General features: G+C 58.7%; 19 protein-coding genes and 2 pseudogenes. 10 read left to right on the top strand and 11 right to left on the bottom strand.

Going from position 1 to position 14,993, the window contains the following annotated elements; genetic code table 11:
• Nucleotides 1–126: 126 nt before the first annotated feature.
• The 6 genes from PIN01S_RS02240 to merT form a co-directional block, all read right to left on the bottom strand.
• Complete coding sequence (locus tag PIN01S_RS02240) at nucleotides 127–1,116, bottom strand: DUF3330 domain-containing protein (RefSeq protein ID WP_003132006.1); 990 nt, start codon at nucleotides 1,114–1,116, stop codon at nucleotides 127–129.
• Nucleotides 1,113–1,349 carry a broad-spectrum mercury transporter MerE gene (gene merE, locus PIN01S_RS02235; protein WP_003132004.1) on the bottom strand — a complete coding sequence of 79 codons (237 nt, stop codon included), beginning with the start codon at nucleotides 1,347–1,349 and terminating at the stop codon, nucleotides 1,113–1,115. The genes PIN01S_RS02240 and merE overlap by 4 nt, the downstream gene beginning before the upstream one ends.
• Nucleotides 1,346–1,711, bottom strand: a complete 366-nt coding sequence (gene merD / locus PIN01S_RS02230) for a mercury resistance co-regulator MerD (protein ID WP_000995360.1) — start codon at nucleotides 1,709–1,711, stop codon at nucleotides 1,346–1,348. The genes merE and merD overlap by 4 nt, the downstream gene beginning before the upstream one ends.
• A gap of 17 nt (nucleotides 1,712–1,728) precedes the next feature.
• Nucleotides 1,729–3,414 carry a mercury(II) reductase gene (gene merA, locus PIN01S_RS02225; RefSeq protein WP_003158917.1) on the bottom strand — a complete coding sequence of 562 codons (1,686 nt, stop codon included), beginning with the start codon at nucleotides 3,412–3,414 and terminating at the stop codon, nucleotides 1,729–1,731.
• A 71-nt stretch (nucleotides 3,415–3,485) separates the two neighbouring features.
• Nucleotides 3,486–3,761, bottom strand: a complete 276-nt coding sequence (gene merP / locus PIN01S_RS02220) for a mercury resistance system periplasmic binding protein MerP (RefSeq protein WP_003131987.1) — start codon at nucleotides 3,759–3,761, stop codon at nucleotides 3,486–3,488.
• 12 nt (nucleotides 3,762–3,773) lie between these two features.
• Nucleotides 3,774–4,124 (bottom strand): mercuric ion transporter MerT, encoded by a 351-nt coding sequence (gene merT / locus PIN01S_RS02215; RefSeq protein ID WP_003131974.1) that lies wholly within the window; start codon nucleotides 4,122–4,124, stop codon nucleotides 3,774–3,776.
• 71 nt (nucleotides 4,125–4,195) lie between these two features.
• Between merT and merR the strand changes: the two genes are divergently transcribed.
• The 6 genes and pseudogenes from merR (at nucleotide 4,196) to copD (ending at nucleotide 8,845) form a co-directional block, all read left to right on the top strand.
• Nucleotides 4,196–4,630 (top strand): mercury resistance transcriptional regulator MerR, encoded by a 435-nt coding sequence (gene merR, locus PIN01S_RS02210; protein WP_003131969.1) that lies wholly within the window; start codon nucleotides 4,196–4,198, stop codon nucleotides 4,628–4,630.
• Between the two features lie 24 nt (nucleotides 4,631–4,654).
• Nucleotides 4,655–5,335: pseudogene (locus PIN01S_RS02205) on the top strand (transporter substrate-binding domain-containing protein); the annotation flags it as partial.
• A gap of 81 nt (nucleotides 5,336–5,416) precedes the next feature.
• Nucleotides 5,417–6,439 (top strand): amino acid ABC transporter permease, encoded by a 1,023-nt coding sequence (locus tag PIN01S_RS02200; protein ID WP_084333444.1) that lies wholly within the window; start codon nucleotides 5,417–5,419, stop codon nucleotides 6,437–6,439.
• Nucleotides 6,432–7,166: an amino acid ABC transporter ATP-binding protein gene (locus PIN01S_RS02195; RefSeq protein WP_084333442.1), complete on the top strand. Its 735-nt coding sequence runs from the start codon at nucleotides 6,432–6,434 to the stop codon at nucleotides 7,164–7,166. Before PIN01S_RS02200 ends, PIN01S_RS02195 begins: the two co-directional genes overlap by 8 nt.
• A 353-nt stretch (nucleotides 7,167–7,519) precedes the next feature.
• Entirely contained in the window at nucleotides 7,520–7,903 is a 384-nt protein-coding gene (copC, locus tag PIN01S_RS02190; protein ID WP_084333440.1) for a copper homeostasis periplasmic binding protein CopC, read from the top strand.
• 3 nt (nucleotides 7,904–7,906) lie between these two features.
• Nucleotides 7,907–8,845, top strand: coding sequence for a copper homeostasis membrane protein CopD (gene copD / locus PIN01S_RS02185; RefSeq protein ID WP_084333438.1), 939 nt, complete (start codon nucleotides 7,907–7,909; stop codon nucleotides 8,843–8,845).
• Between the two features lie 49 nt (nucleotides 8,846–8,894).
• Here copD and PIN01S_RS27515 read toward each other — a convergent pair.
• From PIN01S_RS27515 to PIN01S_RS27405, 3 genes and pseudogenes are all read right to left on the bottom strand, one after another.
• Nucleotides 8,895–9,125, bottom strand: a pseudogene (locus PIN01S_RS27515) (HlyD family secretion protein); the annotation flags it as partial.
• A gap of 3 nt (nucleotides 9,126–9,128) precedes the next feature.
• Nucleotides 9,129–9,497 carry a DUF3302 domain-containing protein gene (locus PIN01S_RS02180; RefSeq protein ID WP_084333436.1) on the bottom strand — a complete coding sequence of 123 codons (369 nt, stop codon included), beginning with the start codon at nucleotides 9,495–9,497 and terminating at the stop codon, nucleotides 9,129–9,131.
• 30 nt (nucleotides 9,498–9,527) lie between these two features.
• Entirely contained in the window at nucleotides 9,528–9,848 is a 321-nt protein-coding gene (locus tag PIN01S_RS27405; RefSeq protein ID WP_336297429.1) for a hypothetical protein, read from the bottom strand.
• 372 nt (nucleotides 9,849–10,220) lie between these two features.
• On the opposite strand from PIN01S_RS27405, the gene PIN01S_RS26625 reads away from it, so the two are divergent.
• Complete coding sequence (locus tag PIN01S_RS26625; protein WP_169715769.1) at nucleotides 10,221–10,421, top strand: hypothetical protein; 201 nt, start codon at nucleotides 10,221–10,223, stop codon at nucleotides 10,419–10,421.
• Here PIN01S_RS26625 and PIN01S_RS27400 read toward each other — a convergent pair.
• Together PIN01S_RS27400 and PIN01S_RS26620 are read right to left on the bottom strand one after the other, a co-directional pair.
• On the bottom strand, nucleotides 10,404–11,111 hold the full coding sequence (locus tag PIN01S_RS27400; protein WP_084333434.1) for a response regulator transcription factor: 708 nt from the start codon (nucleotides 11,109–11,111) through the stop codon (nucleotides 10,404–10,406). The two genes, PIN01S_RS26625 and PIN01S_RS27400, sit on opposite strands and share 18 nt — an antisense overlap.
• A 340-nt stretch (nucleotides 11,112–11,451) precedes the next feature.
• Nucleotides 11,452–11,613 carry a hypothetical protein gene (locus tag PIN01S_RS26620; protein ID WP_169715773.1) on the bottom strand — a complete coding sequence of 54 codons (162 nt, stop codon included), beginning with the start codon at nucleotides 11,611–11,613 and terminating at the stop codon, nucleotides 11,452–11,454.
• A gap of 131 nt (nucleotides 11,614–11,744) precedes the next feature.
• On the opposite strand from PIN01S_RS26620, the gene PIN01S_RS02170 reads away from it, so the two are divergent.
• The 3 genes from PIN01S_RS02170 to PIN01S_RS02160 all read left to right on the top strand — a co-directional run bounded on the left by PIN01S_RS02170 (nucleotide 11,745) and on the right by PIN01S_RS02160 (nucleotide 14,969).
• Complete coding sequence (locus PIN01S_RS02170; protein WP_139198525.1) at nucleotides 11,745–13,520, top strand: pyrroloquinoline quinone-dependent dehydrogenase; 1,776 nt, start codon at nucleotides 11,745–11,747, stop codon at nucleotides 13,518–13,520.
• 176 nt (nucleotides 13,521–13,696) lie between these two features.
• Nucleotides 13,697–14,089 (top strand): SCP2 sterol-binding domain-containing protein, encoded by a 393-nt coding sequence (locus PIN01S_RS02165; RefSeq protein WP_084333430.1) that lies wholly within the window; start codon nucleotides 13,697–13,699, stop codon nucleotides 14,087–14,089.
• Between the two features lie 97 nt (nucleotides 14,090–14,186).
• Nucleotides 14,187–14,969 (top strand): hypothetical protein, encoded by a 783-nt coding sequence (locus PIN01S_RS02160; protein ID WP_084333428.1) that lies wholly within the window; start codon nucleotides 14,187–14,189, stop codon nucleotides 14,967–14,969.
• Nucleotides 14,970–14,993: the final 24 nt, after the last annotated feature.

The raw sequence follows: 14,993 nt of genomic DNA, 5'->3' as shown, positions 1-14,993 counted from the left end.
TCCTCCTGAGGGAAATGTGTCAGGAAGAAATCTATGACCCTTGACGGCGTATGTCAATCAATTCGGAAGGCAACTCTATTCTGACGATTTAGCGCCGGATGGTCTGACGCCAAGTTAGGGTATGCCTCAATCTGACGGTAGCGAGTCGCAGGCGTTCGGATCGGCATCGGTTTCGTTCCCTGTCTTGGCACGCGCTTCGAAGCGTTGATAACACTCCAACCCGCAGAAGTGCTCGACGTATTCCGCGCCTTCCGGGGTGAAGGCGGCATCGAGCGGGATTTCCTTGCAGCACACGCAGCAACTGGTGGTGGTCGAGTCACTTGCATTCATGGTGGCACCCCTCCATTGACTGACGAAGACGGCGAATGCCGCCGCCGGCATTGGCTTCGCGAACAGGAAGCCTTGTCCTGTGTCGCAGTCCGCTTGTCGCAATAGATCAAGACTCGCCGATGTTTCCACGCCTTCAGCCACCACATCCATGCCCAGCCCGTGCGCAAGCTGAATCACGGTGTGCACGATGGTTTGGTCGCGGCGGTCGTTGGCGAGCCCGGCGACAAACGATTGGTCGATCTTGAGCGTGCTGATTGGGCAGCACTTCAGATGTTGCAGACAGGAATACCCCGTCCCGAAGTCATCGGCGGCGAAGCGCACACCGATCTGCCGCAAGGCGTCCAGGGCGGGGAAGATCGCCGGATCACCAAACGCGACCGATTCGGTCAGCTCGATTTCGAGATACTCGGCGGGCAACTCGGCATCAGCCAGCACGCCCTTTACCCACCCGTCGAAGTCCGGTCCCACTTGGCTCGCCGAAACATTGACGGCCAGCCGGAACGGTCGCCATGCCAGCATTCGCCAGTCACGCATCTGGCGGCAGGCTTCGCCCAGCACCCAAGCGCCGATTTCAGGCATCAGGCCGGACGATTCGACCACGGGCAGGAACTGGCCCGGTGGCAATAGTCCAAGCGTCGGATGACGCCAGCGCAACAGGGCTTCCGCGCCGACAATCCCACCACTGCGCAGATCGACGACGGGCTGGTAGTGCAGTTCAAGCTGCCCGCGCTCGACCGCTTGGGCCAGTTCCGGCGTCGTCCATCCATCCGGCCGGAAAGCGCTCATTCTCTTTCCCTGAATGCCCGCAACGCCCGCGACAGGGACAGAAGGAACAGGCCGGTCAAACCGAGCGCCGCGATGACCCAATGCTCGCCGAGGAAAGCACCGGCGGTTGTGCCGGCCAGCACGACAGCGAGGATGGGCAGGTGGCAGGGGCAAGTCAGCACAGCCAGTCCGCCCCACAGGTAGCCGGTGATCGGTTTGTGCGTCTCGGACGGCAAGCGCTCGGGGTTGTTCATGGCAGACTCTCCGCGTGCTGTGCCGGCTCGGTCGGCAGGGTGGCCAACTGCACTTCCAGATCGGCCAACGCTTCGCGCCGACGCTCGACGAACTGACGCAGCAGGGCAAGCTGCGCGGCCGCTTCGTCGCCGTCCGCCGCATCCAGCGCCCGGCACAGCCGCGCCAGCGCGTCGAGGCCGATGCCCGCCTCGAAGGCCGCCCGCACGAAGCACAGCCGTTGCAAGGCGGCATCATCGAACAAGCCGTAGCCGCCTGGTGTGCACGCCACCGGGCGCAGCAATCCGCGCAGCAGGTAGTCGCGCACGATATGCACGCTCACCCCGGCATCAAGAGCCAGCCGGGACACCGTGTAGGCGTTCATTGAACACCTCCTTTTTCTCACCCGGCGCAGCAGGAAAGCTGCTTCACATCCTTGTTGAAGGTCTGCGCCGCGAGCTTCAACCCCTCGACCATCGTCAGGTAGGGGAACAACTGGTCGGCCAGTTCCTGCACCGTCATGCGGTTGCGAATGGCCAGAGCCGCCGTCTGGATCAGTTCACCCGCTTCCGGCGCGACCGCCTGTACGCCGATCAGCCGATGGCTGCCTTCCTCGATAACCAACTTGATGAAGCCGCGTGTGTCGAAGTTGGCGAGCGCACGCGGCACGTTGTCCAAGGTCAAGGTGCGGCTGTCGGTCTCGATCCCGTCGTGGTGGGCTTCCGCCTCGCTGTAGCCCACGGTCGCCACTTGCGGATCGGTGAACACCACGGCCGGCATTGCGGTCAGGTCGAGCGCCGCATCGCCGCCGGTCATGTTGATCGCGGCACGGGTGCCGGCCGCTGCCGCCACATAGACGAACTGCGGCTGGTCGGTGCAGTCGCCGGCCGCGTAGATGTTCGGGTTGCTCGTGCGCATGCCTTGGTCGATGGCGATGGCACCTTGCGCATTGACAGTGACCCCCGCTGCGTCCAGCGCGAGGCTGCGCGTGTTCGGTGTCCGACCGGTGGCAACCAGCAGTTTGTCGGCGCGCAATTCACCGTGCGTGGTGGTCAGCACGAATTCACCGTCCATATGGGCGACCTGGCTGGCTTGCGTGTGCTCCAGCACCTCGATGCCCTCGGCACGGAAAGCGGCTGTCACCGCCTCGCCGATGGCCGGGTCTTCACGGAAGAACAAGGTATTGCGCGCCAGGACCGTGACCTTGCTGCCCAGCCGGGCAAAGGCTTGCGCCAGCTCCAGCGCCACCACCGACGAGCCGATTACGGCAAGGCGTTCGGGAATGGTGTCGCTCGCCAGGGCCTCGGTGGAAGTCCAGTAGGGTGACTCTTTCAAGCCCGGAATCGGCGGGACCGCCGGGCTGGCACCCGTGGCGACCAGGCAGCGGTCGAACATCACGACGCGCTCGCCACCCTCGTTCAAACGGACGGTAAGGCTCTGGTCGTCCTTGAAGCGCGCCTCACCGTGCACAACGGTGATGGCCGGATTACCGCCCAGGATGCCTTCGTACTTGGCGTGCCGCAGTTCGTCGACGCGGGCCTGCTGCTGGGCCAGCAGCTTACTGCGGTCAATCGTAGGCACAGTTGCCGCAATACCGCCATCGAACGGGCTTTCCCGGCGCAGATGGGCGATGTGGGCGGCGCGGATCATGATCTTGGACGGCACACAGCCGACATTGACGCAGGTGCCGCCGATGGTGCCGCGCTCGATCAGCGTGACCTGCGCGCCTTGCTCGACGGCTTTCAGCGCCGCCGCCATCGCGGCTCCACCGCTGCCAATGACCGCTACCTGCACCGGGGGCTCGTTGCCACTGTGCTTTTCGGCGGCGGCCATCCATCCCCGCACCTTGTCGAGCAGTCCGACGCGGTTGTCCGCCAGTGGCGCATCGGCTAGCGTTGCCTTGTAGCCCAGTCCGGCCACGGCGGCAGTCAGCGCGTCCGGCGATGTGCCCGGCACGATGGCGAGTTGCGCTGTGCCCTTCGGATAGGACACCAGCGCCGACTGCACGCCTGGCACTTTTTCCAGCGCTTCCTTGACGTGCGCCGCGCACGAGTCGCAAGTCATGCCGGTGATTTTTAGATGGGTCATGCAACAGATCCTTTATCGTTTGTGGCGCCAGACAATGACGTCCGTTGTGCTGCGGTGCCGTTTTCAGTGACTCACTGCTTGACGCTGGACGGATAGCCCGCGTCTGCGGTTGCCTTGGTCAGCTTCTGCACGCTGGTCTTGGCATCGTCGAAGGTGACGACCGCTTGGCGTGTCTCGAAAGTCACGTCAACTTTGCTGACGCCTTCGACCTTGGAAATCGCCTTCTTGACAGTGATCGGGCAGGCGGAGCAGGTCATGCCCGGTACGGACAGCGTGACGGTCTGGGTGGCGGCCCAGACGGGGGCAACAACGGCGGCGAGGGCGAGGGAGGCAAACAGTTTCTTCATGGTGAACTCCGATCAGTAGAAAAATGGCATGACGTAGGGAAATCCGAGCGCGACCAGAACCAGCGCGGCCACGATCCAGAAAATGAGCTTGTAAGTAGCTCGCACTTGGGGAATCGCGCAGACCTCACCCGGTTTGCAGGCCGCTGCCTGCCGGTAGATGCGCCGCCAGGCGAAGAACAACGCCACCAGCGCCACGCCGATAAAGATGGGGCGATAGGGTTCCAACACCGCCAAGTTGCCGATCCAAGCGCCGCTGAACCCCAAGGCGATCAGAACCAACGGCCCGAGGCAGCAAGCCGAGGCGAGGATGGCGGCAAGCCCTCCAGTGAAGAGCGCGCCGCGCCCGGTTTTTGGTTCAGACATGCGCTTGTCCTTTCGAATTGAAATTGGATAGCGTAACCTTACTTCCGTACTCATGTACGGAGTCAAGCGATATGGAAAACAATTTGGAGAACCTGACCATTGGCGTTTTCGCCAAGGCGGCCGGGGTCAATGTGGAGACCATCCGTTTCTATCAGCGCAAGGGCTTGTTGCTGGAGCCTGACAAGCCCTATGGCAGCATCCGCCGCTATGGCGAGGCGGATGTAACGCGGGTGCGCTTCGTGAAATCAGCCCAGCGGCTGGGCTTCAGCCTGGATGAGATCGCCGAGCTGCTGCGGCTGGAGGATGGCACCCATTGCGAGGAAGCCAGCAGTCTGGCCGAGCACAAGCTCAAGGACGTGCGCGAGAAAATGGCTGACCTGGCGCGCATGGAGGCCGTGCTGTCTGAGTTGGTGTGCGCCTGCCATGCGCGAAGGGGGAACGTTTCCTGCCCGCTGATCGCGTCACTACAGGGTGGAGCAAGCTTGGCAGGTTCGGCTATGCCTTAGCGTGCTTTATTTTCCGTTTTCTGAGACGACCCCTACATGCCCTTCGAGATGACCAACAAGCGCGGCGAGATCATCGGCTTCGAAGTCGATGTGCTGAAGGCCATGGCCAAGTCCATGGGCGTCAAGCTGGAACTGGTGTCCACCAGCTACGACGGCATCATCCCGGCCCTGCTGACCGACAAGTTCGACATGATCGGCTCCGGCATGACCCTGACCCAGGAGCGCAACCTGCGCATCAACTTCTCCGAACCCTTCATCGTGGTCGGCCAGACCCTGCTGATCCGCAAGGAGCTGCAAGGCCAGATCAAGTCCTACAAGGACCTGAACGATGGTCAGTACCGCATCACCTCGAAGATCGGCACCACTGGTGAGATGGTCGCCAAGAAACTGATCGCCAAGGCCCAGTACCACGGCTTCGACAACGAGCAGGAAGCGCTGATGGATGTGGTCAACGGCAAGGCCGATGCCTTCATCTACGACGCGCCCTACAACGTGGTGGCGGTGAACAAGGCCGGCGCCGGCAAGCTGGTGTTCCTGGAAGAGCCCTTCACCTTCGAGCCCCTGGCCTTCGGTCTGAAGAAAGGCGATTACGACAGCCTGAACTGGATCAACAACTTCCTGCGCCAGAGCAAGCAGGACGGCACTTACGATCGCATCCATGCCAAGTGGTTCAAGAAGACCGACTGGCTCGCGGAAATGGAGTAAGCAATCCGAAATCCGGCAGGGCCTGGCTTCAACCCAGGCCCTGTTGCGTACAACCTCAACGCCCGCGCTCGAGATCTCTCTATGAATACACTTATACGACGCCTGCTGCCCGCCGGTGCACTGGCGGGGCAGCCCTCCCGGGCGAGTCTTAAGAAGTTTGACCAATGGCCATGGCACGCCCTGACGGCTTTCCTGTTGTTAGCGCTGGCCTATGGACTCTGGTATTCCACTTCGCTGATTTCCTACGAATGGCGCTGGAATCGCGTACCGCAGTATTTCGCCTACCAAGCTGAGGACGAGCATCGTGCCAGCGACTTCGGACGCGTCGAAGACATCGCGGTACGCGGCGCAACCTCTCAGGTCGTCCTGGTCAGTGAAGCGGGAAACCGGCAAGCACTGGAAGTCGCAGGAGACAGCCTGAAGCTCGCCAAAGGGGATGAGGTGGCCGAGGGCGATGTCGTGGGCGTCACCCGCCATTGGAAACTTGGGCCGCTGTTCTGGGGGCTTTGGACCACTCTGTGGATCTCCGTGGTCTCCGGCGCGCTGGGCCTGGTGATTGGCCTGTTCACCGGCCTCTGCCGGCTGTCGAACAACCCTACGTTGCGCGACCTGTCCACGGTCTACGTCGAGCTGGTGCGCGGCACGCCGCTGCTGGTGCAGATCTTCATCTTCTACTTCTTCATCGGTACCGTGCTGAACCTCTCCCGCGAATTTGCCGGGGTGGCGGCGCTGGCCTTGTTCACCGGCGCTTACGTCGGCGAGATCGTCCGTGCTGGGGTGCAGTCCGTCGCCCGAGGGCAGAACGAGGCGGCCCGTTCCCTGGGCCTGACCGGCGCCCAGTCGATGCGCCACGTAATCCTGCCCCAGGCGTTCAAGCGTGTGCTGCCGCCGCTGGCCGGCCAGTTCATCAGCCTGGTCAAGGACACCTCGCTGGTCTCGGTGATCGCCATCACCGAACTGACCAAGAGCGGCCGTGAGGCGATCACCACCTCGTTCTCCACCTTCGAGATCTGGTTCTGCATCGCCGCGCTCTACCTCGTCATCAACCTGCCGCTGTCGCAAATCGCCAGCCGCCTGGAACGGAGGCTCGCTCAAAGTGATTGAAGTCCGTGAACTGATTAAAACCTTCAACGCCCGCGGCCATCTCGTACGCGCCGTGGACAAGGTGGATACGGCAGTGGCCAAGGGCGAAGTGGTGGTGGTACTGGGGCCTTCCGGCTCCGGCAAATCCACCTTCCTGCGCTGCTTGAACGGCCTGGAGGAGTTCGACGCCGGTTCGGTGGTCATCGATGGCGTCGACCTGGCCCACCCGAAGACCGATGTGAATGCCTACCGCCGCGAGGTGGGCATGGTGTTCCAGCACTTCAACCTGTTCCCGCACATGACGGTGCTGGAGAACCTCTGCCTGGCGCAGAAGGTTGTGCGCAAGCGCGGCAAGGCCGAGCGCGAGGCCAAGGCCCAGGCGCTGCTGGCCAAGGTGGGTATCGCGCAGAAGGCCAACGAGTACCCCTCGCGCCTGTCCGGCGGCCAGCAGCAGCGCGTGGCCATCGCCCGCGCCCTGTGCATGGAGCCCAAGGTGATGCTGTTCGACGAACCCACCTCGGCGCTGGACCCGGAAATGGTCGGCGAGGTGTTGGACGTGATGAAGGGGTTGGCCCAGGAAGGCATGACCATGGTCTGCGTCACCCACGAAATGGGCTTCGCCCGCGAAGTGGCCGACCGGGTGCTGTTCTTCGACCACGGCAAACTGCTGGAGGACGCGCCCCCCGCGCAGTTCTTCGATCAGCCGCGGGACCCACGGGCACAGAGTTTCCTCAGGCAGGTGCTTTGACGAGGGGGGCTGCGACGCGGCCCCAACTCTCTGTCACTTATCACCGCCGCTCTCGGCTTGCTCATCGAATAAGGTTTGGTGAGCTGCAGGCAGGGAGCTACTTCCTGCCCTCAACGTCGCCCCAGAAAGTGCCCGCCAACCTTACTGAAATGTAATCGAACGGTCGGCGGTGATGTGGCATCGTGTCCTAGCTCTACGAAGTGGCTAGCTTGATCCATAACCTCGGTTCAGTGCCTACCAGGACGCAGCATACGCTTGGTGTTGGCGAGTGGTTCTAACCAGGATCGAGAAGTAAAAACTAGAAATTCCCCACCAAACCTCGTACCAACAGCTAACGCTGTGAGGAGTCTTGCATGTCATTCTTTAAAACCACTACCGCAGCTGTTGCACTGGGCGCTGGTTTGCTGTTGAGCGCTATGGCCCAAGCACATCCAAAGCTAGTGTCCTCTACTCCTGCGGAAGGCTCGACTTCCACCGCACCATCCAAGATTGAGCTGCATTTCTCGGAAAACCTCACGGCTCAGTTCTCCGGTGCGAAGCTGATCATGACCGATATGCCCGGCATGCCGAATTCCCCGATGGGTGTTAAGGCGAATGTTTCCGGCAGCGATGATCCAAAAACGATGGTCATCACACCCGCCGCTCCGTTAACCACGGGTACCTACAAGGTTGAATGGCGAGCAGTCTCTTCCGACACTCACCCAGTAACAGGCAGCCTTGTTTTCAACGTGAAATGATCCATGAGCGACTCAATCAACATCGCCGTTCGCTTCGCTCTTTATATGGACCTCATGCTGCTGTTCGGATTGGCCATTTTTGGTTTGTACAGTCTCAGGGGGAAAGAGCGAGTATCCGGCGCTGTCTTGAACTTTGAGTCGCTTATCTTTGGTGCAGTATTTGCTGGCATACTCCTGTCACTCGCTGCCATGTTGTTGCTTGCCAAGGCAATGAGTGGAGTTTCAGAGCTTACGGAGCTTAATCACCATATCTTCGAAATGGTGATTACCGGTACTGACGTTGGGCTCACGTGGATGGTTCGTCTAGCTGCCCTTGTTCTGGCGGGTATGGCCTTGACAGTAAACCGACGCCTTCCGACCTTGAGCCTTTGGCTAGTTACTGTGTGCGGTGCCATCGCGCTATCAACCCTCGCCTGGACTGGGCATGGCGCGATGGATGAGGGCAATCGCCGCTATATACATTTCGCTAGTGACATCTTCCACCTCTTGGCTGCAGGTGGTTGGCTGGGCGCATTGGCGGCATTCGCTCTATTGCTCAGGGCAAAGATACTCAATGGCGAACAGGAGGTGCGAATTCTTTCCAGAGTTCTTACCGGATTCGAGTCTGCGGGTGCATTGATCGTAGTGAGCCTGGTTATTACAGGTGCTGTAAACTATCTGTTTATCGTTGGCCCGACGCTGGATGGGATAGCGATTAGCACTTATGGCGCACTGCTTTCTCTGAAAGTTTTACTATTTGTAGCGATGCTCGCACTAGCCACGCTGAACCGCTTTCACTTGAGCCCACTTTTGGCACGCTCGATCCAGAGTGGAGAGTACGATGGCGCGGTTAATGTTTTGCGGCGCAGCATGGCCATAGAATTCTCAGTAGCAATAATCATTGTGTGCCTAGTCGCTTGGCTGGGCACCTTGAGCCCTGAGGTGGATATGGGCACTGTATAGAACTCAAGAAGCTGCACAGAAAGGCCCCCTTGATCCGTTGATTTCCCTCCGGCACGTCGATTACCTCGCCGGTAAAATCGGTGATTAAAAGTATGGATGCGAAATACGAACTCGAAGTCCTTGAGTGTGGGTGGTTGTAGTTAATTGCGAAGATCAAGGCAAAATCAATGCACTACGCCCAACACCGCTTGGGTACGGCCCACTTGTTCAGCGGGATGCGAAAGATCTTGAACAGCGCGACAGCAAAGGCCGCATAGGTGAGTGCAAGCAGAAGGTCCATGGCTCAGACTCCCTCGCCGGAATCGACTGTACCCGAGACAAGTGGCGGCTCTGCTGCCCTCTCCAGCCTTTCGATACGCTGTTGCAGTTCAGCAATTTGTTGCTCCAGGCTAACGGCATGACTTTGCGGCGACTTGCCATCGTCAAAGCCCCAGCCACGCTCTTCTCGGTACAGCATCGCCCAAATCCACAGGAACGGCCAGAGCGCATGCAATGTGAACATACTGACCCAACCGGCAGCATGGATCGCATCCTGATGGGGGTGGTTGCGGTGCTTGGCAATTTCGCAAGGGATGTCATGAATCACTATCATTCCGTAAAACAGCACTAGCCCGACGAAAATCAACAAACCCAGTGCGAAGTAATCGAGCATAGTCTCTTCCGTTCGTGATGAACTAAGCGTTTAAGGCAGTGTAGTGCAAAGCGCTAGAGAGGCTCTGCACAAATATGGGCACCGGCTATCCAGTTGATGCAGAGACGCAGCGCCTCCCTCAACCGTTGAGTTTGCCGATACAACCGTCGAGTCGGAAGCCATCTTTCCCCTTCCGGATATGGTCTCGGGTAATATCACGAGGTCATGACCGTAATGCTTAAACTTGAACGTCTCAGTTGACGGTGCGACGCGTTGCGCATAGTGGCTCTTGTGGAAGACACAAAAGGCAAGGACGAAAACCGGGTAGTTTGGATAGACGCTTCCCTGGCCGTGGTCACCGCTTTCGTCCACGTACACGAAATATTTTCTGAACTGATTTTACGGAAAATCGGACTCTGGACCTTTAACGGGTCGGTCAACAGTAGCTGGGAACAGAGGTAGCTGCCCTGTCAGTGGGCCTGTTGCTTCTGGGAAGAAACCTGAGAGTTTATCAGTCAGTCATTCTTACGACTGTAAATGGGGGCGGCGATAGTAACGGTCCCTGCCGTATTGTGAATTTGTAGATTTGCTATTCCTTTCAATTAGATCTACCTCCGCACCTGAAGCTGGCTAGTACCGATGTCGCTATCGGTAGGCGGGTGGCCCATGCGGATACCTGATCTTGAGTCTACCTCTACTCTGCCACTGGCCTTCAAGAGCAATTAGAGCAGCTTCAGTTCGTTCATGATGGAGAACGAGCAATCCGGGGCGTTAGCCTTCTCTGAGGTTTGGGGAGCCATTCGATCCATATTGCAGCGAGAGGCTGCTGATGAGACGGCTGTTGTCACTCAACTCAGCACACGAGCGGAACGCATGGAGTTTTCTTGGCTGATCGGTTGCGCCATTAAAATATTGCAATTTGGATATTTACCTTTTGCTGACTGAGACCTTGTACCCCACTCCTCGAATGCATTTTATGCGCACATCGCAGCTGGCAGCGCGCAGTCGCTTTCGTAAACGAAATACCAGCGACTCAACAGCCTGTTTGGGCTGGGTTACCTTCATATTAGGCAGGTATAGGGTCTCTGCGAAGTGTTGCTTTTTAATTACTCTTGGTGAATTGCTTATTAACGTGTAAAGCAGTTCCATTTGCTTGCGTGGAAGCGCGGATGTAGATCGGTTGATTGTTATTGTGCACGACGTCCTGCAGACCGTGACGCTGCCAAGTGTTAGTTTCGGTTTTCCGTGATGCGTGTTAAATGTGGCCTTTACATGGTTGTCGAGTTCGGTGATCTTGAATGGCTTTAACAAATAATCATCCGTTTCTGCATTGAAGTACTTCGAGGGTTTTTGAAGTATGCGGCTAGTCGCAAGTACGATGCAGGGTACGTTGGAATTCCTTGTGAACTTCCGTTCGGATAGAGGGGATGCGCTCTCAAAGTCGTGCGCATCATTGTCAACAATCATTGCTGAAAATTCAGAGGAATGTAGGAGGCCAACCGCTTGTTTACAGCTATGTGCCTCAATCACCTCATATCCGGAGCCTTCTAGGCTTATGCGAATCTGGGATCGGAGTGCAGGATGCTCGTGGACAACAAGGATCTTGAGGGGAGCCGGTTTCGCGATGGGGGTCATTTTCTGATGGCGCAAGAAGTGAAGGAGGCAGCCAGCGGGCGATGAGTGTTTCAAAATCCCTGGGAGTTTGAGGTTTCGGTGACGGAATCCTATGGTGTAGCCGTGGATTGAAACCAATACATCAATCTTAGACAGATTTCATTCGTAAGTGTATGATTGTTATATGGATTTCGTCTCGGCATGAATCTGATACGTTTTCCTAATGGTTATTCAAGGACGCAGTGAACTAAGCACAGAACGTTTTTCTGTGAACATGAAAAGCCCCCGTAATCGGGGCTTTTCTATTTCAAATAGTTAACGTTGTAATCCCGTTCTGCGCTTGATCAGAGGCTCGAGTGATTCAGCCTGCCTGCGAACTCTTTGCAGTTAAGCTCATCTTTTTCACCTCGGTATTGGGTGCGATGAGGAAATTTCTGTCAGTTTTCGATTTTGTTAAATACTTCAAGAAGTAGCGGGAAAGTTTGCCGCCGTTCGCAAAATAAAAACGATCAATACCAGGCATTCTGCCAAGTTCATTCGGGCTGCTAGGCTTTCGAATTATTGGAGTTTTAACTTTTAATTCGCCCCTGAATTCGGTGAATAAAAGCGCATTCGTCTAATGACAATATATCGTCCCGTCAATGATGACGTTCCGTGAATAAAAAGGAGCTTAAGAGAATGCACAATAATAGGCCTCTTGTACTGCGAACGATTTTCTTGGCCATATTAATAGGCAGCGTCAATCCGGCCGTTGCGAAGAGCCCTCTTTCTGATTTTGTTCCGGTGACGGACAAGATGTTGCAGAACCCGCCCGATGGCGACTGGCTGATGTGGCGGCGTACCTTGGACTCATGGGGTTACAGCCCGCTTTCCCAGATCAACCGCGACAATGTCGGCAATCTCCAGGTGGCCTGGACCCGGACGTTTGGCGATGGCGGCCTGATGGAGTCAACGCCGCTCGTTCATAACGGTGTCATGTATTTCGCCACCGGCGATGATGTCATTCAGGCGCTCGACGCCGCCACCGGCGATCTTCTTTGGGAATATCGTCGAGAACTCCCGGCAGATAAGGTACTCGGTGCCCGCATCACCCGCTCGATTGCGATTTGGCGGGATCGTCTCATACTCCTCACCAAGGACAGCTACATCATCGCTGTCGATGCCAAGACCGGAAAGTTGCTTTGGGAAAAGTCGACGGGCCCGATCGGCAAGATTCATAGTTCCGGACCCATCATTGCCAATGGAAAAGCGATAGTTGGCAGCAGTTGCGCCAATACAAAATCACCCGGAGATGCAGATGGCTGCTTCGTTGCCGCTCACGATCTCAAAACGGGCGAACAACTTTGGCGCACCTATACCATCGCACAACCTGGAACGGACGCTGACGCAACTTGGGCCGGTGTTCCCTACGAGACGCGGCGCCATATCGGTACATGGATCGCGCCTAGCTACGATCCGGAACTCAACCTGATCTACATCGGCACGTCGGTGACATCGCCGAATTCGAAGTTCCGTTTCGCCCCGCCGGGCCATTACGACGATGAGTTCTTGTACCAGACGTCAACGCTCGCCATCGATGCTGATACGGGCGCGATCAAATGGCACCAGCAGCACTTCCGCGATCAATATGACATGGACCATACGTTTGAACGCATCCTGATAGATACGCCGGTCGAACCGGACCCCAGTGAAGTGGACTGGATCAATCCAAAGATGCGCTCCGGTAAAGTACGCAAGGTCGTCGCGGGAATTTTCGGAAAGACAGGCATCTTCTACTCGATCGATCGCAAAACGGGTGAGTTCCTGTGGGCCCGCGATACGGTTTATCAAAACCTCATAAGCAGTATCGATCCCTTGTCAGGGCGCGCGGATATCCCGGTCGAGCAAATCCCAACGGGAGTGGGCCAGCAATTTACACTCTGCCCGAGCTGGGTGGGCGGAAAGAACTGGCCAGCGGGAGCCTATAGCCCGCTTACCAACACCATTTATTACCCGGAATCGAATCTCTGCATGAATGCCGTGATGGGCAATGAAGATGTGGAAAATGGAGGATTTCAATTCGCACCCGGTGCGAATGACAACGTCGGTACCATCCGCGGCATCAACGTGAAGACGGGCCGGCAGTTGTGGCAGTTCGATAACAGGGCTGGCGTGACGTCGCTCCTGACAACGGGCGGCGGCTTGGTTTTCGGCGGAGACGTGAATCGTCGATTCCGCGCGCTCGACCAAATGACGGGACAGGTTCTGTGGGAGCAAGTCGTGCCGGCGCAGGTTGGCGGTTTCCCGATCAGCTATGCGGTCGACGGTCGGCAATATATCGCGGTGCCGGTTGGATCGTTCCTGACCAGCGGTGCGTATCTCCGCCTCACGCCGGAACTTCAGCCTGGCAGTGGTGGTAATGCCGTGGTGGTCTTCGCCCTGCCGGATTAACCGCGCCGATGTGAGACAAGCATTCCACGGCGCCGCCAACTGAATGACACGAGCCCGGAGCCCCAGGGTTCCGGGCTCCTCGCCGAACCGCCGGTCACCCACTGAAAGGTCGGTGTAGTCCCTTCCGCAAACCGCTACAATGCGCCGCCTTTTCTTACCCGCCCGAGGCTGTGCGCATGAAATTCCGCTTTCTTCTCTGGATGCTGGGCCGCCTGATGGCCAAGGCCAGCCGCGACAATCCCGATTTCCAGCAGCAACTGGCAGGCAAGGACCTGACGTTCCAGTTGCACACCCTGGACGGGAAGATCGCCCGTCATTTCATCGTCAAGGACCAGCGCATCCAGAGCAAGCGCGGCCCCGCCCGGGAGCCGGCGTTCTCCCTCGGCTTCAAGGATGGGGCCTACGGCTTCGCGACCATGACCGCTAAGAACAAGCAACTGGCCTTCATGCAGGGCATCCAGAACAAGGACATCCAGATCCAGGGCAACCCGGCGCTGGTGATGTGGTTCCAGGGCTTGACCAAGTACCTGGTGCCGAAGAAAAAGCCCGCCGAAAAGAAAGCCGCCTGACCGCGCGGCCCGTTTCACAGGAACCCCGCTCGAGGTTTGCCGCGGGCGGGCGGTCCCGTTAGGCTGTGGCGCAATCTTCTCGGTGAAGCCTGCCCGCATGCGTGCTCTCTTTCTGCTCCTGGCCCTGCTGCCCGGTCTGCCCGTTCAAGCGGCCGAATCCACTTCGGCGAAGCCCGGTGCTTCGGCCGTTTCACCTTCCCCCGTCGCCCCCCTGGCGCTGGCCCGGTTCTTGGACTTGGCCGGTGTCCGGCTGCTCTGCGAACAGGCCGCGCCACTCCTGCAGAACGGCTTTCCCGCCGAGCAGCAGGCCCGGCTCGGCGAGGCGTTCGCCGCCGATACGCTGTGCGGTGATCTGGCGGCCCGGTTGGCGCCGCAGGTGAATGCCGAGCAGCTCCAGGAGGCGGAGCGCCTGCTGGACAGCCCGCTGGCCCGGCGCTTCACCGAAGTGGAGCGGGCGGTGGGCGAGAGCGGCGCCGAGGGGCTGGCCCAGTATCGGGCGCAATTGGGCGACCGTCCGCCGCGTCCCGAGCGGCTGGCACTGGTCAAACGCCTGGACGCCGCCGCGCGGACCAGCGAACTGGCAGCGCTGCTGCGCTATGAGGTGGGCAAGACCCAGGCATTGCTGGCGCTGTGGGCGCGCAATCAGGACCTGGACGAGGTGGCGCTGGCCAAGCAGACCGCCAGCCAGGCGGAAAAGCTGCGCGAGTCCAGTCGTCAGGGAGTGGAGTCCTACATGCTGTACGCCTACCGCCAGCAGCCCAGCGGCCAGTTGGCTGCCTATGCGGAACTCTACGAGCGGCCGGAAGTGAGCGATCTGCTCGGGGCTTGCGTGGCGTTGCTGCCGGAAGTCTTCGCCGCCCGCCGTGCGGCCTTGAGGTGATTGGGCCCCGCTCGTCGCAGCAGC

This window comes from Pseudomonas indica NBRC 103045 (assembly GCF_002091635.1).
GTDB classification, from domain to species: Bacteria; Pseudomonadota; Gammaproteobacteria; order Pseudomonadales; family Pseudomonadaceae; genus Pseudomonas_M; species Pseudomonas_M indica.
The sequence above is the reverse complement of the archived record's forward strand: the minus strand, read 5'-3'. Positions and strand labels throughout refer to the sequence as shown.